The following is a 19216-nucleotide window of genomic DNA, read 5'->3' on the forward strand; positions in this document are numbered from 1 at the left end:
AAGCGTATAACTAACTATATCTATTTTACATAACTATCCCATAAAATAACAGTTACAAAATAGTTATTTATTCAAAAATTATTTTTCTGCAAAAATTAAGCTAGTGTTAACTCACTAGCTTAATTTCTACAATTAATCTATCTCGGCTGTACTACAACCTGTGTTCTCTTTTTAGAGGTTTCTCCGTCATAATCAAAGGCCTCTATAGATACTGTTAGAGGCTTATTGCCTGAAACTGGAATTTTATTTCTTTTTATTATAAATTCTGTATCATCTTCATCAACTGTACCTACCCAATAATTATCTACAAATATATTATATCCTAACAAGTCTACATCAGGAACCCTATTCCAAGTAACAACAATATCATTACCTCTTCTTGTAGCTCTTAATCCAGTAATATTACTTGGCTGAGTTAATAGAGCAATATTATTAGGACCCCAGTTTGCATCAACTGGATTACCTACACCTTGAACCTTTAAATCTTCGCTAAATTGCCATATTCTCCATCTAGTCCATCCACCTTGATCTTTTGGATATGGTGGATTTCCTGGTATTTTCGTATACATAGCTATCCATAATGGCATGTTCTTTAAAGGATATCCCCTACCAGGAATATAGAAATTTTTATATAAGTCTATAAAAAATGCGCCTGTATAGAGCATTAACCTCCTTCTAGTCTTTTTTTCAAATCTCTTTCTAAATCTATCAATCCAATCAATTAGTGTTTTTGTTGGTAAAGGATTATCTACTGGAGTCTCTACATCTAGCACTGGGAATAAGTCTCCATAGTCTTTAGGTCCAAAACCTTCTTGCAAAATATTTATGAAATCATCACATTGCCTATCAGCATCAGTCAAATCATATGATGGAACACCAAAATGATAAGCTCCTACTGGTATCCCATAATTTCTAGATTCTTTTGCAAATGCTATAAACTTTTTATCTACTCTAAACCTTCCAGTTCCTGACCCTGACGATCTTAAGTATAAAAAATCAATTTTAGTTGCTAGTACTGTAAAATTAACATCCTGAGTATATTCATTAATATCTATACCAAACAGACTGTTGGGATTTTTGTTTTGCATACTCCCTCCAAGGATAAAATATTTCTCCCTATTAGAATATTTATCTAACAGAGAAAAAGTTACCTTTATCTTGAAGTTTTTAATTTTACATAGAAGCTAATATCTTCACCATAACATTCTGCCCAAATTTGTCCTTCATGTAGCTCTACTATATTTTTTGATATTGCAAGACCTAATCCTGACCCACCTGTCTGAGCATTTCTTGATTCATCTAATCTATAAAATCTTTCAAATAATTTAGCTACCTTTTCCTGTGGAATATTATTCCCTTTATTTCTTATAGCAACTGTAGCATAACCCTCACTTTCATAAACTCCAATAACTATTTTTCCTGGCTTAAATGAATATTTTATTGCATTAGTTAAAAGATTTTCAAAAACCCTAAGCATCTTATCTGGATCTAATTCTACTAGCATCTTTTCTTCTGCAGAACTTTTTATAATAGATAATCCATTATCTTCAAAAAGAGGAGTTAGTTCTTCTGTTAATTGAAATATAAATTCAGTTAAATTAACCTCTGTTTTATTTATTTGAATTCCATTATTATTTAGCTTTGTATATTCAAATAAATCTTCTATCAATACTTTAAGTTTTTCAGCTTTATTAAAAGCTATACCTAAGTATTCCCTCATTGTTTCTTCGCCTTCGTATCTACCATCTTTAACAAGGCCTATATACCCCATTATTGAAGTTAATGGTGTCCTTAAATCATGAGAAACATTTGTTATTAAATCTGCCTTTGTTTTCTCTGCTCTTCTTTCCGCTACAATCTTTCTATTTATTTCTTTTGCCATATTATTAATGTTAGAGGCTAAGTTTCTTATTTCATCATTACCTCTTTCTTCAATTTGATAATCCAGTTGCCCATTTGCAATAGTTCTAAGACCTACTGCTATCTCATCTAAATACTTCATTTTTTTATTTGTGATTATAATAAATATTATTATAAAAACTATACATGATAACATCAGTGCAAGAAATGAATTACTAACTTCATATACGTCATATTCTATACGTGCTGTTGGGGTATCTGAATATATGAAATAGCATCTATCTCCAGCAATATTCAATGGAAATACATATTTTCTTTCCACACCTTCTTTATTATTATAGTCTTTACTTGTTGAACTAGCTATCACAGAGAATATATCAATTTTATCTTCCACAACATTTGATGATTTATGAATTACATTCCCATCTAAATCAGTAATATATGCCTTAGTACCACCATATATTTGCTCATTAAACATATCTCTAAAGAATGCGTCATTCTTTAATGTTACCCCTTCTCCACCATTAGCTATCTGATTTACATAATTTCTTGCCTCACTCTCAATAGATTGATAGTTATATACTATATTAGCCTGTCGTCTCTCCTGCCTCATAAAGTCATTTGCAAAAGCATAAAACATAAATGCTGATATAAAGCATATAGCTACAACAACCATAAGCTCAAATCTTATACTTTTCTCTATTTTTATTTTTAATACTTCTAAGTATTTTCTTACAGGATTAAATAATCTGCTATTATATATTCCTCTTAATCTTCTTTTTATAAAATTATCTTTATTACTTATCAATTTTATAGCCTACCCCCCACACAGTTTTTATAAATCTAGGCTTTCTAGGGTTTTCCTCAGTCTTTTCTCTAATCTTTCTTATATGAACCATTACTGTATTATCTGATTCCATAAATTCTTGATTCCAAACACTTTCATAAATATTAGCTATAGAAAACACTTTACCCCTATTCTTTGCTAATAATACTAAGATATCAAATTCTGTAGGTGTTAGCTTAATTTCCTTACCTTCGATAAAAATCTCATGAGTATCAAGATTTATTTCCAATTCATCAAGGATAATATTATTAGTATCTTCCTCTTTTTCTTGTGTTTTTACCTTTGGATTAAATCTATAGAATCTTCTAAGTTGAGATTTAACCCTTGCTACTAGCTCTAGTGGATTAAATGGTTTTGTAAGATAGTCATCTGCACCCATATTTAGACCTAAAATCTTATCCATATCTTCTGACTTAGCTGATAACATTATTATTGGCATTTCCCTTTCTTCTCTAATCTTTAAACAAGCTTCTATTCCATTTAACTTAGGCATCATTATATCTAAAATAACTAAATCTATTCCCTCATCTTCTTTTAGAATTTCTAATGCTTCTTCACCATCTCCTGCCTTTACAGTTTCATATCCCTCACCTTTTAAATATATCTCAACTAAATCCCTTATTTCTTTTTCATCGTCAACAATTAATATCTTTTCCATCTATTCTCTGACCTCCACTCCACCTATTTATTCTATATGCCTAAATATTATCAGATTATATACTATTATTCTACTATCCACATCTTAATATAAAAGTAGATAACATCTTAATAATTTCTTAATGTAAAAAAAGTGGCATATACCACTTTTACTTAATCATATTTATAAAATTCCGTAACATCTGAGCTGTAATTCCCCAAATCACATAATCTTCATATCTATAGAATAATGACTTATAGGTTCCATCTTTAAATTTATAATTTTCCCCATTAACTATTAGGTGATAGGGAAAGTTATCAGATCTTTCTATCTTTATTTTACTGTCCACCTCTAATGGATCATGACTTAATAAATAATTTAATGGAACATAAAAAATATGATCTACTTCACTTTCACTTATTTTAATATTATTTATATCATTCACTATACCAAGAAAGGGATGAATTATCATACCGTCATGCCTAATTAATAAATCTAATTCATTTACTATTTCTATATCTTTAGTACCTAGCTCTTCTTCAAACTCTCTTATTGCTGTCTCCTTAGGAACCTCACCTTTATCAATCTTACCTCCCGGAAAACATATATCACCAGGTTGGCTGTTTAGCCTTTTCGCCCTGACTTCAAATAATATACATACTTCCCCACCTTTTTCTACCAATGGTATAACTATAGATGCCCTTTTCATATTTTCCCAACCATTAATATATGGAGACATTTCCTTAATCCTATCTTTAATATTATCTATATTCATATCTCATATCACTCTCTTACATTTATTTATATAAATATTATCAGACCTTATTATTCTATTATACTAAACTTCATTTAAATTATTTAATATTTACTGAAACTTTTTCCTATACAAAGCTATCTAATTAATATAAGGGATAGGAGGTAAGGCAAATGTTTAATAAATTAATGCTAAGTGATAAGGAATGTGAAAACTTATCAAAAGGTATAGCTATTGGTGTTGGTATTGGTACCTTTCTAGGATCTATAATAGGATATATCGAGTTGACTTTCTCTGCTGGTGGCGTCTTAGGAATACTTGGTGCCTTATTATACTCTTATCTAGAAAAACATAAAAATAAAAGCCAAAATGATTAAGTTTGCTTTTATAAAAAAAGAATTATATAGTCTAGGACATATAACTAGTAAATTATCACATCCTAAACTTACATAATTCTTATTTTATCAATATAAATAACTTCTATAACTACCTTTTTTCTTTTAATGATCCTTGAATAATTAAATCTATCAATTCACTAAATTCAATATTCTTACCTGCTGCACTCTTAGGGAATAAACTTGCCTGTGTCATACCTGGTAATGTATTAACCTCAAGAATGTAAGGTACACCCTCTTCTGTAATTATCATATCTACTCTTGAATACACTGCACATTTTAGAGCATGATAAGTCTCTAATGCCATCTTTTCTACTTCCTTATGAAGCTTTTCTTCAAGCTCTATTACAAACTCATCTGCTCCACCATCTTGATACTTAGCTGTGTAATCAAAAAATTCTGCATTTGGCTTTATTGCAACTACTGGGAACATCTCATTACCTAGTATTGGACACGTTATTTCATCGCCCTTAATGAACTTCTCAATCATTACCTCATTATCCCACTTGAATGCCTCTGCAACAGAGTATTCTATATCTTTTTCCTCTTTAACTATAAATGTAGCAACACTTGAACCTCCATGAGTTGGCTTAACAACTACTGGATACCCTAACTCATTTATTTTCTCGTAATCTATTTTATCTCCTTCTCTAAGGTTAATCCAAGGAGCCGTTCTAATACCAGCTGCCTTAAGTAAACTCTTAGTCATATCCTTATCCATACAAGCTGCACTACTTAAAGGACCACAACCTGAATATGGTATACCCAAAGTTTGTAGTACTGCTTGAACTGTTCCATCTTCACCAAACTGCCCATGTAATGCTAGTAATGCAAAATCAATACCCTGAACTTTATTTAATATATCTTCCTTTTTATCTATTACAACAGGAATAACTTCATACTTATTTCTGTCTATATTTTTAACTATAGATTCCCCACTTTTTAATGAAATTTCTCTTTCAGATGAAATTCCGCCCATAATTACTCCGACCTTCATAGTATCCCTCCAAATTAGTTACTAACTATTAAATAAATATAAACCGTTTTTATTATATCATTATCTATTATTATTTTGTATATTTACTTACTATTGATTTCATTGGATAAAGTTATTCTTAGCTTCCTATGGAGTTTTCTTAAAATGAATACCTCACTCAATCTGAAGCTTAGAAGAACTAATACCCTCAAGGGTAACCCCTCCTTGGCCCCTAGCAGTGGTTAACTCCTACCTGTAGAAGATAGAAGTACTTGCAATGGTAGCTATGGGATAAAACAGTAGCACCTACATCAAATGTAAGTGCTACTATAAGAGGTATCATATAAATTAAGATAATTACTATTTAAACATTTTCATCACTTCTTATATTATACTATCAAAAGTGAAATTTTGACAATGATTTTAGTTATGATTCTTATTTATTTAATAAAAAAGTAAGAAAGCCTCTAAGACTTTCTTACTGCCTTTTTCTTATTAACCTTTTTATTATACTTACATAATTCAGCTAATGGACATTCTCCGCACCTTGGTCTTCTTGCTATACAACATCTTCTTCCATGGAATATTAGCAAATGATGAGCAAGTGACCATTCTCTTTTAGGTAGTTCCTTTTGAAGCTGCTTTTCAACTTCTAATACATTTTCAGAATCTGCTAGTCCCAACAAATTTGCCACCCTAAAAACATGAGTGTCCACTGCAATTGATGGCACACCAAAAGCGTTAGATAATACAACATTAGCTGTTTTTCTTCCTGCTCCTGCTAGTGAAGTTAATTCTTCCATTGTATCTGGAACTTCTCCATTAAAGTTTTCTTTTAATTGATTACACATCATTATAAGATTTTTTGCCTTACTCCTATAAAGACCTATTTGTTTAATTCTTTTTTCAAGTTCTTCATTACTTAATGTTAAGAATGCCTCTAAGTCTGGATAATCTCTAAATAATGTTTCTGTAACCTCATTAACCTTCTTATCTGTTGTTTGAGCAGATAAAATAGTAGCAACTAAAAGTTGAAATGGGCTTTCATGATTCAATTCACATTTTGCATCTGGATAAGTTTCCTTTAGAATATCTAAAATCTTCTTTGTCTTTTGCTTCATTATTTATATACTCCTCTATAGCTTTCTGGCAACAATTCAGCAATTGACTTCATTAATGTATTCATGCATCTATCATCATAAGCATGCTTCTCTTCTTCTTTTTCTCTCTTTGTGATTTCTACTGGTTTACCAAACTTAACATATACATCTGCCTCATGCCAAGTTTCACTCCCCATGTTACCTGATTCATCAATTGGAAGAAGTTTGTCCGTTCCGCTCATACCAATTGGTATAATCTTTGCTTTAGTCAATCTTGCTAATAATAGTATACCCTTTTTTCCTTCAATCATTGCACCAGTTCTACTTCTAGTACCTTCTGGGAATATTAAAAGATTTTCACCACTCTTAACCGTCTTAACCATAGTTGTTATAGCTTCCTTATCTGCTGTATTAGGCTTAACAGGTATATTCTTAACCATTTTTGTTCCTGCATTTGTTATTGGATCATCTGTAAGTTTAACCCCCGCAACAAAATATGGATCATACTTTTCTTTTAATAATTCATTTAAAATAAGTCCGTCTGAGTTACTTAGATGATTACAAATAAATATTATTGGCCCTTCTACCTCATCTAATTCATCAAATCCTTCTATATGTAACCTAGCATATTTCTTTATATAAGTTTTTGATATTTTTTTTGCAACTGCCACTAGTAGGCTTTCTGGTAATACCTTAAGTATTTTCGTCATTAATGGTGATAACATATTTGTTCTCCACCTACCTCTTATAAAATTTTAACCATGTATATTATATTCCAGTTGATTATAAAAGTCTATCTATATACTTCTTAATGTAGTCAGATTCAGATTTAATATCTTCTATATTTTCTTTCTTATATAGGGCTTTTCTTATTATTGCATTTCTTTTAAGAACATTCTTCCCTCTCCATCCGCAAGATGTATTCTTCAAAGACTCTTTAAAGTCACTATTTCCCATATTAATTATGTAGTCTAGATTATCATCATTCATAAACTCAAGTGGCTTAAATGATTCTATTGAAGATAATTTTCTTCCTTTATTGAAAGGACACTCCTTCTGACAACTATCACAACCGAATATCCTTCCATCTAATGCTTTCATTTCCCAATCCATTAAATCTTTTTTTTGAGTTAAATATGACAGGCAGATATTACTATTTTTCCTATTCTTATTAATTGATTTTGTTGGACATTCCTCATAACAAATAGTGCAATCTCCACACTCTTTATAGTCTATAAGAGAATTAAAATCTCCCTTATCTTCATCATATATTTCTAAGTCAGTAATTATTTCACCTAAAAATACATATGAGCCATATTCCTTAGTTATAAGCATATTATTTTTCCCTATAAATCCAATTCCCGATAAATAAGCAATATATCTTTCAGGAAGAGTATTACTATCTACAAAAGCTAATGCCTTTCCGCCTTTACTTATTATAAAATCACATATCTTATCTAAGTATCCTCTGACAACCTTATGATAATCATATCCTCTAGTATAAACCGAAAATCCATTTTCTTTATATTCTTCACCACTGAGATAAGGGAAAGCTATAGAAACTATAGTCTTTCCCTCTTCCATATAATGATTCGGATTTATTCTTTTCTCTATATCATCCTCTTCAAATTCATTTTGTAAATTTAAAGCTTTCCTATTCTCATAAAAATCTCTTAGTTCATCAAATCTTCTGCTTTTTATTAATCCTACATTAGTTATCCCTAGTTTAGAGCAGTAGACTAAAATTTCTTCTTTTAAATCCATAAATTAAATCACCATGTCATTGTATATTTTTTTCTTCATTCCTCTTATATCTTTTATCTCTATAATAGTCGCATAAGTTCTGACTATATTCTTAGCTGGAATTCCAACTGCTGTTGCTCCTGCTGGAACATCTTTAAGAACTACTGAGTTTGCACCAATCTTTGCACCATCTGATACTAGTATTGGTCCTAATACTTTAGCACCCGCTCCTATTGTAACATTATTACCTATTGTTGGGTGTCTCTTTCCTTTATCTTTCCCTGTACCACCAAGTGTTACTCCATGATAAATTAAAACATCGTCACCAATTTCTGCCGTTTCACCTATAACTACTCCCATGCCATGATCTATACATAATCCTCTCCCAATTTTTGCTCCTGGGTGGATTTCTATTCCTGTAAATAATCTAGCTATCTGGGATACTAATCTTGCTAGAAAGAACCATTTATGACCATAAAGAAAATGTGCTATTCTATATGCAATTTGTGCATGAACACATGGATATAAGAGAAATACTTCAATTTTACTTCTTGCTGCTGGGTCATTATCAACAACCCTTTGCAGTCCATATCTAAAGTCTTTGAACAAATCCTACAACTCCTTTTTATTACTTAATACTCTTAGTCATATAATCCCATTGAAATATATTTTTCCCCACCATCTGGAGCTATTGCTAGCACTTTTTTACCCTTACCTAATTTTTTAGCTAATTCTATTGCTGCATATATTGCTGCTCCTGATGATATTCCAACTAAAACCCCCTCTTTTTCTGCAAAGTCCTTAGCTGTCTTAAATGCCTCTCCATCTTCTACCTTAATTATTTCATCTACCACACTTCCGTCATAATTTCCAGGTACAAATCCTGCTCCTATTCCTTGAATCTTATGTGGTCCTGGTTTACCACCACTTAGTACTGGTGATGATGATGGTTCTACTGCTACTGATTTTAGATTTGGTATCTTATTTTTAAGATTTTTTGCTATACCTGTAATTGATCCACCAGTTCCAACTCCAGCTACTAAGTAATCTAAATCATTTATATCTTCAAGTATCTCCTCAGCAGTAGTTTCAAAATGCTTTTCAGGGTTTGCTATATTCTCAAATTGTTGAGGTACAAAATAACCTTCCCCATATTCTAATGCTTTTTCTATAGCACCTTTCATTCCTTTACTACCTTCTGTCAATACAAGTTCTGCACCATAAGCTTTAATTAAATCTCTTCTTTCCTTACTCATTGTTTCAGGCATAACTATTATAACCTTGTATCCTTTAAGACTTCCAATCATAGCAAGTGCTATTCCAGTATTTCCACTAGTTGGCTCAACTATTATATCTCCTTTTTTTAATATCCCTTCTTTTTCTGCTCTTTCTATCATTCCTAGTGCTGCTCTATCTTTTACACTTCCACCTGGATTGAACTTTTCTAATTTTACATATACCTCTGCACTATTCTCATCTACTAAATTTCTCACCTTTAATATTGGTGTCTTTCCTACTAACTCTAATACATCATTATAAATCATTTATAATCCCCCTTAATATTTTTATTATTTTTTGTTGATTAGTCTAAAAATACGATCAATTATTTAACATGACTTTTATCCCAATCCATTATTAATATTTTTGATAAAAAAAACTCCGGCTCTATATAACTTATAGAGACGAAGTAACATTCGCGGTTCCACTCTAATTGGATTAAAAATCCCACTCTTTAATCTGGTACTCTAAATACCTTATCACTATAACGGGTGAATCCGGAAAGCCTTACTTAGTTTCAGACCTCAACTCCAAAGGGCACTTCACAAAAAATCTTGATGAAAAGTTCTCAACATCCTCTTCTCTCTGTAATCTTCATTAATGTTACTTTCCTTTTTCATAGTTTTTAAATTCTGAGTAGTTTAGTATGAATTATCTTTATATATTTATTATATTCCATCTCCTTAAATTGTCAACAGATTTTCAATAAATTTAGTAAATTTAATTATTTTTCCACTATGCTAACTATGACTTATTATAATAATAGGGATAATTATAATAATAGTACTAATAATTATATTATTATACTCCTACTTAAATTATCCCTATTAACTATTCTTTTTTCCTATTTTTCTTTCTCCATAATGGATAAAGTATTTCATCAACTATATCATGTAGCTGAACTATACCAACTAGCCTTTCATTTTCGTCAACAACTGCTGTAGATAAAAGATCATATTTTGAAGTCTGCTCTATAACCTCTTCAATAGGCTCATCATGTCTTACAGTTGTTATATTATCTTCCATAATCTCTTCAAGTTTCACGCTTCCATTACTAAGTAATAAATCTCTTAATATCACTATTCCTTTTACCCTATCTTCTTCATCTGTTACATAAATATAATACATAACATCTTCATCTGGTTGCATTTCCTTTAAAATATCTATTGTTTCTTCTACAGTCAAATTTAATCCAAAAGATATAAAGTCCTTTGACATCATACTACCTACTGATTCATCTTCATATTGTAAAAGTTCTTGAACTTCTTCTGCATCATCTTTCTCTAAGTTCACTAATATTTTTTCTTTCTCTTCTTCATCTAGCTCATCTAAAAGGTCTGCAATTTCATCATTACCCATATTTTCAAGCAACTCAGCTGTTTTTGTTTCTGAAAGTTCTTTTATAAGACTTCCCTTATATTCATCTTCAATCTCCTCGAATGTATCTGCTGCTAAATCTTCATCTAAAGATTCGAATAATTGCTTTCTTGAACTTTCATCCAAGTCCTCCAAAATATCTGCAAGATCCGCTGGGTGTAATGCTGATAATTTTTTATAAGAATCAGATAGTTGAAGATTATCATTAACCATTTCAACTGATTCAACATCATCCCACATTAATATCTTATCTTCGTAATCTTTTCTAATTATCTTATACAACATCTTTCCAAAGCCAGCCATTCCTGCCCTTCTAAATCTAGCTAATGGACCTGTTTCCACAGCTACTACCCTATACTCACCTGTTATTTCTGCAATTCGTAGGTCATTAACTCTTACAACCTTCTTACCGTTAATATCTACAATTTTTTTGTCTAGTAGATGTTGAGACAAAAGATATGTGTAAGTTCTAGGAAGTATCTCTCTACTTCCTATGGTTTTAATTACTATTTTCCCATTATCATCATAAATACTAATATTTCTAAATTCATAGTGAAATGTAGCACCGTCTTTCCTAAGTTTATATCCAATAACTCTTGGATATCCTTCATCTGTAGTTACATATACATCTTTAAGTTCGCCTAGTGCATCACCAAATTCATCTAGTATCTTCTTCCCTAAAATTTGAGTATATAGAAATACTGATAGTCTATTCATATATGCTTCCTCCTCATTCTTCTAAGAGGAAACTATTTTTAAAGAATAAATAATGTATGGTTTCCTCTTGAAAGATTATTATTCAGTTTTGGTTCTTCTGGTTTCTGAGGTCCAGCCTCCATTATTTACACCACCTTTATTTAAAAACAATTTTAATTAACACCTTAAAAATGGCTGACTCTATAGCCAGCCTAATAATCTTCTTGTTCTTTATATAATTATTATATTATATGAAGTCAAAAAGTAAACAACTTTTTGACATTTGATTAGTAAAATTCTCTGTGTTAATATAAAATAAAACTTTTCTGAATAATTTTAATGAATTGGAGTTAACATGATGAAATTAGCTAAATATTTTTTACCTATTTGTAAAGAAGATTTAAAAAAGCAAAATATAGATCAACTAGACTTTATTATAGTCACAGGTGACGCCTACGTAGATCACCCATCTTTTGGTACAGCTATTATCGGCAGAACTTTAGAATCTCAAGGTTTCACAGTTGGGGTAATTGCTCAACCAAATTGGCAAAATACAAATGATTTCAAAAGATTAGGTGAGCCTAAATATGGTTTCCTAGTTAATTCAGGTAATATTGATTCAATGGTTAATCACTATACTGCGGCTAAAAAGAAAAGACATGATGATCTTTACTCTCCTGGTGGTAAAGGTGGCTATAGACCTGATAGAGCTGTTATTGTTTATTGTAATAGAATTAGAGAAGCATACAAAGATATTCCTATAGTTATTGGTGGAATCGAAGCAAGTTTACGAAGATTTGCACATTATGATTATTGGGATAATAAAGTTAGACGAAGTATTTTAGCAGACTCTAAAGCTGACCTTCTAATCTATGGAATGGGAGAAAAAACAATTATTCAAATAGCTGAAATGTTTAAGTATGGTGGTAAAATTCAAAATATGACTAGCATTAAAGGTACTTGTTACTTAACAAAAGATATTGATGGATTAAACCATTATATTAATATACCTTCATTTGAAGAAGTATCAACTGATAAATTTGCTTACGATGAAGCTTATAAAATTGAATATTATGAACAGGATCCTATCAGAGGTAAGGGGATAATTCAAAAACATGGTGATAGATATCTAGTGCAAAATCCACCTCAATTACCCCTTACTAATGAAGAAATGGATCTAACATATGACTTACCTTTTATGAGAACTTATCACCCTATATATGAAGCAGATGGTGGAATCCCTGCTATACAAGAAGTTAAATTCTCAATTACAAGTCATAGAGGATGTTATGGTTCATGTTCTTTCTGCGCATTGACATTCCACCAAGGAAGAATTATTCAAACAAGAGATGCTGATTCTATTGTAGATGAAGCAAAACTTCTTACAACTTTACCTGGCTTTAAAGGCTATATACATGATGTTGGTGGTCCAACTGCTGACTTTAGACATAGGGCTTGTAAAATCCAAGCTGATCACGGAGCATGTAAGCATAAGCAATGTATGTTCCCTAAGCCTTGTAAGAATCTAATAATTGATCATAAAGAATATCTTTCTGTTTTAAGAAAAGTTAGAGCTCTTGATGGGGTTAAGAAAGTTTTTGTTCGTTCAGGACTTAGATATGATTATATGATTCATGATAGAGATTCAACTTTCTTTAAGGAATTATGTGAACATCATATAAGCGGTCAATTAAAGGTTGCTCCTGAACACGTTACTCCAAGAGTGTTAGCTCAAATGGGTAAACCTACAAGAGAGGTTTATGATAGGTTTGTAGATAAGTATTTTGATATTAATAATAAACTTGGTAAGAAACAATTCTTAGTTCCTTATTTAATGTCATCTCATCCAGGATCTGATTTAGATGCTGCCATTGAATTGGCACAATATGTAAAGAGTATGGGATATACACCTGAACAAGTACAAGACTTCTACCCAACGCCTGGAAGTTTATCTACAACGATTTACCACATTGGATTTAATCCATTAACTGGTGAAAAGGTATATACTCCTAAAACTCAAGAAGAAAAGAATATGCAAAGGGCTTTAATTCAATTTGCTGTTCCAAAGAACTATGAAATAGTTAAAAAGGCTCTTATTAAGGCTGGAAGAGAAGATTTAATAGGAAATGGTAAGGATTGTTTAATTCCTTCTAATCCACCAAAACTTGGTGATAATAAGAAAAAATATCAAGGTAATAATAAAGGTAAATTTAAAGGTAATTCAAATATTAAAAATAGTACTTCTAATTCTAATGATAAGAGAAAATCTAATCATAGCAAATCTTCTAGAGGTAAAGGAAAAGGTAAATAATTTTAAATATCACTTAAATAAAAAGGATTTTCTTAGTTTCTAAGTCTGCTATTTCGAAGAAATACAAGCTTATATTAACTATGAAAATCCTTTTCTTATTATCTAATCCATCCTTAAAATCTTTTTTTAAATGTATTTACGGCAAGATTCATAATGAAGATAAATATTCCATCTCCTAATATTGGATATGGAAATAATCTAATTCCTCCTAAATATAAAATATTCTCTATAATAACAAATACTAATGCTATTATTAAATAAATCATTCCCCATTTATTGTTATTAGGCTTATCAACAAAATACACACAGAATACTAGTAATGACCCTACCAATACTAAAGATACTAAATAAAATATTGTTTCTTCTTTTATACTTATTAAATATCCATAGTTCGAATTGAATACTATTTTGCCTTTTATAAAAAACATACTAAAAATATATGCTACACTTAAAAATGCTGCAATCACATAATTTATACTAAAATTTAGCTTATCCCACCTTAAATAAACATAAGCTAATGCTAGAACCATTAATGGAATCGCCAACTGATTTAAAAATAATATAGGCTTAAATAAATATACAAATCTACCACTCTTAACTATACATAATACAAACAGGGCTATGTATCTTAATAGGAATAACGATATTACTATACTCATATATACCTTTATCTTTTTAGGTGATAGTTTCTGATTTTTTTTCATTAGAAAAATAAGCAAAAAAATAATAAGTAACAAAAAAATATAATAGGCTAGATTCACTCCAAACACTCCCAACATACTCTACTGTTACTTATAATTATTATTGTCTATTCTATTTTATACCTAAAACTTTTATTCCACCCTTTATACATTTTATATGAAGGGGAAAATCTGGACCTTTTTCTCCATCTATATCAGTTACAATATCTTCATCTGATTCAATAACTATATCATCAGTTTTAAAGTAAATTACTTTATCTGAATCTAAGTGTTCTCCCCTTAATATCTTTATAAATAAAGGAAGAATTTCAAATACTTGTACTGCTTTTATCATTATGACATCTAAATAACCATCCATAACATCAGCCCTATTAGCTAATTTAAAGTTACCAGCAGTCTGACCATTAAAAACTAATATTAGATACATTTGCCCATCGTAGTTTATCTCTTTTGATTTTAGCTTTACATTTAATTTCCTGAAGTTAGGGAGCTCTTCTAATCCCTTTAAATAATAAGCTAATTTTCCAATAGTATTTTTCAAATTTACATCCGTTTTTTGTGAAACATCTGTAAATAATCCTGAGCTTGCTACATTGATAAAGTACTTATCATTTATTTTCCCAATATCAACAGCTTTTGGCTTTGTTGATAAAATTCTCTTACAAGCATCCTTTATATTATGAGGCATCTCTATAAACTTACCAAAGTCATTAGCTGTTCCTACTGGAAGAATAGCTATTGGAATATCTATACCTCTATCCATCATTGCATTAACTACTGAATCTACTGTTCCATCTCCACCTGCAATCAATATATACTTGTAATCTTTATCTATAATATCTAATGCTTCAGATATATTAGTGTCCCTTTGTATTCTATATGGTACAATCTGATAGCCTTTTTCTTGATGTAATCTCATTACTTCGTCTAGTTCATGTAATATAGCATTCTCACCTGAATATGGGTTATATATGAACCTAACCTTTTTCATAGTATACCTCCGCTCTATTAGTACTAAAAAGGATTATATCACCAATTCCAAATATTGTCGAGGAACTATGCCTCTATTAATAAAAATTTAAGGTTTAATAAATTTTACATTAAGATTATCTTAAATAAAATTTCACCCTTATATTATACTAATTTCTGTGCTATAATTATTCATTGTAAGTCAAAAGTATTTTTAGGAGTGATTATATGAGAAAAAGCTGTATTCCTAACATATTTACTTTTATAAATTTGTCATGTGGTATATTTTCGCTACTTTCAACATTTAATAAAGAATATGTTTTAGCTGGTATTTTCATACTTATAGCTGGTTTAGTCGATAGATATGACGGAAGAATCGCTAGATATCTTCAAGTTTCAAGTGAACTTGGTAAGGAGTTAGATTCTTTAGCTGATTTAGTATCATTTGGGGTGTCACCTTCAATATTAATATATCTTCTTTTTGGCCTAAATGGATTTGGTCCAAAAGGATTATTCGGAATTATACTATTAATTACTTTCCCAATTTGTGGAGCATTTAGATTAGCAAGATATAATACATCAACTTTTGATGGTGTTTTCACCGGAGTACCAATTACAATTACTGGATGTTTCTTGGGATTATTTGCAATAATTGCAGTATACACTAAGATTCCTCTATTAGTTGCTGTAGTATTGATGATATTAGGCTCTTATTTGATGGTAAGTACAATTCATCTTAAAAAGCTTTAAACAAAAAGAGACGAACTCATTGAGTTCGTCTCTTTTTCACTTAATTATTCATCCTCCTCTTCCTCTTCTTCTCTATCATTATGATAGTCTAATTCATTATGTATTTCTGTTAAAATACTCTCTTTTACCGTATTCGCTTGAATGACTTCATTCTTAATAAAGCAATATTTTATATAAGAGCCTTCACATTTTTTAATAGCCCTCAGTAGATCATCAATTGTGTCACCTACACTATCTATCCTTTCTAGAGCATGTTTAAGTTCTCCTTTTTTCACAATAGAAGTTGAATTTAATTCAGCAGTACTACTAATTAATAACCTATAAATCTCTATGTAGTTTCTAAGTAAATTACTCAAGTTATTTAAATCTTCATAATGACCATGTATAACCTTGTTATATCCCATTTAAACATCCCTCAAAATTATTTATATATAATAGTATATTTATAAAAGTAAAAAGTATGAACGAAGATATTAAGTAGGGTGGATACTTCATGAAAGACTATATCCTCTAATAGTCTTATGAATATATCCACCCTATATTAAATCAAATCACTGGTTATATGTTGTTCAACTTCTGCTTCAACATATTCTTCATCTACTTCTTCAAATACTTCTTCATCCTTTTCTGATTCAACTAATCTAGTATCCTCATCCTCTGTAAATTCATTTATTTCAATATTCTCTTCATTTCCCTGAACTTCATCTTCATTTACTGTTATACTATTAGGACCTTCTACTACTTCTTCTTGTCTATATCCAGCATCTAAAAAGTCTAAATCATCTTTTTTAACTACTGGGAAGAAGTATTCCTCTGGAAATTGATAATACATAACTATCCTCCCTAGTAATTAATTAACCTGGCAATAAGGTTTGAAATAATCTCTTGGATACTTACATAGAGGACAATATATTGGTGCTTCTTTACCTTCATGTATATATCCACAATTCATACACTGCCACAACATTGTATCCAATGATTTAAAAATTCTATCATTTTTTATCTTGTCTGCTAGTTTTATAAAGCGTTTTCCGTGACTTTCCTCAACTTCTTGCAATTCTTTATAAAAATCAGCTATTTCTACAAAACCTTCTTTTCTAGCTATTTCTTCAAACTCTTTATATATTTTTTTACTTTCCTCTGCTTCCCCCATTGCTGCATCTATTAGATTTTCTTCCGTTCCATTAATTTTCTTTAGAAATCTACTAAATGCTTCTCTTGCATGAGCCCTTTCATTACCTGCAGTTTCATCAAATATTTCTCCTACCCATCTATACCCATCACATCTTGCTTTTTCTGCATATAGAGTATATTTTGTATTAGCTCTTGATTCTCCTGCAAATGTTTTATAAAGGTTTTTTTCTGTCTTACTGCCCTTAATATCCATCATGTTCTCCTAAGTATTACTTCTCATCTATAAAATATTCAGAAATACTAACTTTTGTTACTATCTGTTACAGTAATTTTACCTTCATCATCACAATTAATTGCAAACTCTTTGCCATCCTTAGACTTAGTTATCATCCTAACTTTATGTCCCCATAATGCTTGAATATACTTAAGAGTTTCCTTTGCATATACTAATTCTAATTCTCTTCCGTCGTATATATGCTCTAATGTAAGGGTATTATCCTTTTTATTTAAATCTATTACTCTGATATAAGGAATTGATCCTATTCCACAAGTAAAAGATAAATTGTCCCTAATCTCTTCCCATCCTATTTCATCAGATACTTCTTCTATCACAAAGTCAAAGCTTCTTTTTCCGTATTGGAATAAATTTAACTCTTCACATAACTCTCTTGTAAGGTATCTCCTAATAAATGAAGCATCCCTATCTAAAGATCTAACCTCAAATATCTTATCTCTACCATACTTCTTCTCTAAATCTTCAAATATCTTAAAACCTATATAATAAGGATTTAATCCTCCAACCATTGGTGCTACAACATCATTATGCCTCTTTAAAAACTCAAAATGAAGACCTTCCTTAAGATGTAACTCTTTAAGAATATTATAATGCCAATAACTAGCCCAACCCTCATTCATTATTTTAGTTTCTATTTGAGGTATAAAATACTCTGTTTCTCTTTTAACTATTTTGAGAATGTTTTTTTCCCATTCTTGTAGATTTCCATACTCTATTATAAACTCAACTACATCATCATAAGGCTCTAAAGGAATCTTATCTAAATTAGGTGGTTCTATTTTTTTATCCACATCTAATATACCTTTATCCTCAATAGCTTTTTTATAATCTTCTATTAAACCCTTTTTTATCTCTGCATCAGTCTTTTCTTTTCTACCAACTACACGAGATATATTATATCTAACTGCATGAGCAGCATCTAATACTCTCTCTACCTTTTCATATCCAATACTTGGAGAATTAATATATTCTCTTATAATTTCTCCATCTAACTTAAACATTTCAAGTGTATATTTAGCTCTTGTTCCTTCTTTAAATAATCTATTATTTTTAAAGAAATCATTATGGCCATATACATGGGCCATAGTCAGAATTTGCAAAAGCAACGTGTTTTCTCTCATTAAATAGGCTAAACAAGGATCTGAATTTATAACCATCTCATATGGTAATCCAGTTAGATTTAATGAATATAAGGTTTTATTTTTTTCATATGCCTTACCATAACTCCAATGAGGATATTTTGAAGGCATACCAACGTATGCCTCATATCCTAACATTTCATTAAATCCTATTATTTCATACTCTTGAGGGTAAAAGTCTAAACCAAGCTCAATAGCCTTTGCTTCTATTTTTTTGTTCCAATCTTGTAAATCACTTAAATTATAATCCACCT

At 30.3% G+C, this 19216-nt stretch carries 20 protein-coding genes and 1 other annotated feature; of the genes, 3 read left to right on the top strand and 17 right to left on the bottom strand.

The features are described from left to right. Positions 1 to 137 precede the first annotated feature (137 nt). The 4 genes from ACSYT2_RS14075 to ACSYT2_RS14090 form a co-directional block, all read right to left on the bottom strand. Positions 138 to 1088, bottom strand: coding sequence for a glycoside hydrolase family 25 protein (locus tag ACSYT2_RS14075; RefSeq protein ID WP_430856779.1), 951 nt, complete (start codon positions 1086 to 1088; stop codon positions 138 to 140). A 65-nt stretch (positions 1089 to 1153) separates the two neighbouring features. Continuing rightward, entirely contained in the window at positions 1154 to 2668 is a 1515-nt protein-coding gene (locus ACSYT2_RS14080) for a sensor histidine kinase (RefSeq protein WP_430856780.1), read from the bottom strand. Beyond that, entirely contained in the window at positions 2658 to 3365 is a 708-nt protein-coding gene (locus ACSYT2_RS14085) for a response regulator transcription factor (RefSeq protein WP_430856781.1), read from the bottom strand. Before ACSYT2_RS14085 ends, ACSYT2_RS14080 begins: the two co-directional genes overlap by 11 nt. A 148-nt stretch (positions 3366 to 3513) precedes the next feature. Continuing rightward, positions 3514 to 4119 carry an NUDIX hydrolase gene (locus tag ACSYT2_RS14090; protein ID WP_430856782.1) on the bottom strand — a complete coding sequence of 202 codons (606 nt, stop codon included), beginning with the start codon at positions 4117 to 4119 and terminating at the stop codon, positions 3514 to 3516. Positions 4120 to 4271: 152 nt separating this feature from the next. Between ACSYT2_RS14090 and ACSYT2_RS14095 the strand changes: the two genes are divergently transcribed. Beyond that, positions 4272 to 4475, top strand: coding sequence for a hypothetical protein (locus ACSYT2_RS14095; protein ID WP_438385054.1), 204 nt, complete (start codon positions 4272 to 4274; stop codon positions 4473 to 4475). A gap of 109 nt (positions 4476 to 4584) precedes the next feature. Here the strand turns inward: ACSYT2_RS14095 and ACSYT2_RS14100 are convergent, their stop codons facing one another. The 7 genes from ACSYT2_RS14100 to ACSYT2_RS14130 all read right to left on the bottom strand — a co-directional run bounded on the left by ACSYT2_RS14100 (position 4585) and on the right by ACSYT2_RS14130 (position 11684). Further along, positions 4585 to 5490: a D-alanine--D-alanine ligase gene (locus ACSYT2_RS14100; RefSeq protein WP_438385055.1), complete on the bottom strand. Its 906-nt coding sequence runs from the start codon at positions 5488 to 5490 to the stop codon at positions 4585 to 4587. A gap of 446 nt (positions 5491 to 5936) precedes the next feature. Next, positions 5937 to 6590 (bottom strand): endonuclease III, encoded by a 654-nt coding sequence (gene nth, locus ACSYT2_RS14105; RefSeq protein WP_430856785.1) that lies wholly within the window; start codon positions 6588 to 6590, stop codon positions 5937 to 5939. Continuing rightward, positions 6590 to 7294 (bottom strand): lysophospholipid acyltransferase family protein, encoded by a 705-nt coding sequence (locus ACSYT2_RS14110; RefSeq protein ID WP_430856786.1) that lies wholly within the window; start codon positions 7292 to 7294, stop codon positions 6590 to 6592. The genes nth and ACSYT2_RS14110 overlap by 1 nt, the downstream gene beginning before the upstream one ends. Before the next feature lie 58 nt (positions 7295 to 7352). Next, complete coding sequence (queG, locus tag ACSYT2_RS14115; protein ID WP_430856787.1) at positions 7353 to 8333, bottom strand: tRNA epoxyqueuosine(34) reductase QueG; 981 nt, start codon at positions 8331 to 8333, stop codon at positions 7353 to 7355. A gap of 3 nt (positions 8334 to 8336) precedes the next feature. Further along, entirely contained in the window at positions 8337 to 8921 is a 585-nt protein-coding gene (epsC, locus tag ACSYT2_RS14120; RefSeq protein WP_430856788.1) for a serine O-acetyltransferase EpsC, read from the bottom strand. Between the two features lie 32 nt (positions 8922 to 8953). Next, positions 8954 to 9856: a cysteine synthase A gene (gene cysK, locus ACSYT2_RS14125; protein ID WP_430856789.1), complete on the bottom strand. Its 903-nt coding sequence runs from the start codon at positions 9854 to 9856 to the stop codon at positions 8954 to 8956. Positions 9857 to 9987: 131 nt separating this feature from the next. After that, positions 9988 to 10219: a binding site (T-box leader), on the bottom strand. A gap of 202 nt (positions 10220 to 10421) precedes the next feature. Continuing rightward, positions 10422 to 11684, bottom strand: a complete 1263-nt coding sequence (locus tag ACSYT2_RS14130; RefSeq protein ID WP_438385056.1) for a magnesium transporter MgtE N-terminal domain-containing protein — start codon at positions 11682 to 11684, stop codon at positions 10422 to 10424. A 337-nt stretch (positions 11685 to 12021) separates the two neighbouring features. Here ACSYT2_RS14130 and ACSYT2_RS14135 point away from each other — a divergent pair, with 337 nt between their 5' ends. Continuing rightward, complete coding sequence (locus tag ACSYT2_RS14135) at positions 12022 to 13974, top strand: YgiQ family radical SAM protein (RefSeq protein WP_438385057.1); 1953 nt, start codon at positions 12022 to 12024, stop codon at positions 13972 to 13974. Between the two features lie 113 nt (positions 13975 to 14087). On the opposite strand, the gene ACSYT2_RS14140 is transcribed toward ACSYT2_RS14135, so the two are convergent. Further along, positions 14088 to 14678, bottom strand: a complete 591-nt coding sequence (locus tag ACSYT2_RS14140; protein ID WP_438385058.1) for a hypothetical protein — start codon at positions 14676 to 14678, stop codon at positions 14088 to 14090. 109 nt (positions 14679 to 14787) lie between these two features. Beyond that, positions 14788 to 15666: a YegS/Rv2252/BmrU family lipid kinase gene (locus ACSYT2_RS14145; RefSeq protein ID WP_430856793.1), complete on the bottom strand. Its 879-nt coding sequence runs from the start codon at positions 15664 to 15666 to the stop codon at positions 14788 to 14790. A gap of 206 nt (positions 15667 to 15872) precedes the next feature. On the opposite strand from ACSYT2_RS14145, the gene ACSYT2_RS14150 reads away from it, so the two are divergent. Next, on the top strand, positions 15873 to 16394 hold the full coding sequence (locus ACSYT2_RS14150; protein WP_430856794.1) for a CDP-alcohol phosphatidyltransferase family protein: 522 nt from the start codon (positions 15873 to 15875) through the stop codon (positions 16392 to 16394). A gap of 44 nt (positions 16395 to 16438) precedes the next feature. Here the strand turns inward: ACSYT2_RS14150 and ACSYT2_RS14155 are convergent, their stop codons facing one another. The 4 genes from ACSYT2_RS14155 to ACSYT2_RS14170 all read right to left on the bottom strand — a co-directional run bounded on the left by ACSYT2_RS14155 (position 16439) and on the right by ACSYT2_RS14170 (position 19214). After that, the gene (locus ACSYT2_RS14155; RefSeq protein WP_430856795.1) at positions 16439 to 16798 is read right to left on the bottom strand and encodes a hypothetical protein; all 360 of its coding nucleotides are present in this window, start codon (positions 16796 to 16798) and stop codon (positions 16439 to 16441) included. A gap of 137 nt (positions 16799 to 16935) precedes the next feature. Next, positions 16936 to 17226 (bottom strand): hypothetical protein, encoded by a 291-nt coding sequence (locus tag ACSYT2_RS14160; RefSeq protein ID WP_430856797.1) that lies wholly within the window; start codon positions 17224 to 17226, stop codon positions 16936 to 16938. A gap of 18 nt (positions 17227 to 17244) precedes the next feature. Then, the gene (locus ACSYT2_RS14165; protein WP_430856798.1) at positions 17245 to 17781 is read right to left on the bottom strand and encodes a rubrerythrin family protein; all 537 of its coding nucleotides are present in this window, start codon (positions 17779 to 17781) and stop codon (positions 17245 to 17247) included. 47 nt (positions 17782 to 17828) lie between these two features. Then, on the bottom strand, positions 17829 to 19214 hold the full coding sequence (locus ACSYT2_RS14170; RefSeq protein ID WP_430856799.1) for a SpoVR family protein: 1386 nt from the start codon (positions 19212 to 19214) through the stop codon (positions 17829 to 17831). Positions 19215 to 19216 lie beyond the last annotated feature (2 nt).

Source organism: Clostridium zhoujianii (genome assembly GCF_051590805.1).
GTDB lineage: Bacteria > Bacillota > Clostridia > Clostridiales > Clostridiaceae > Clostridium.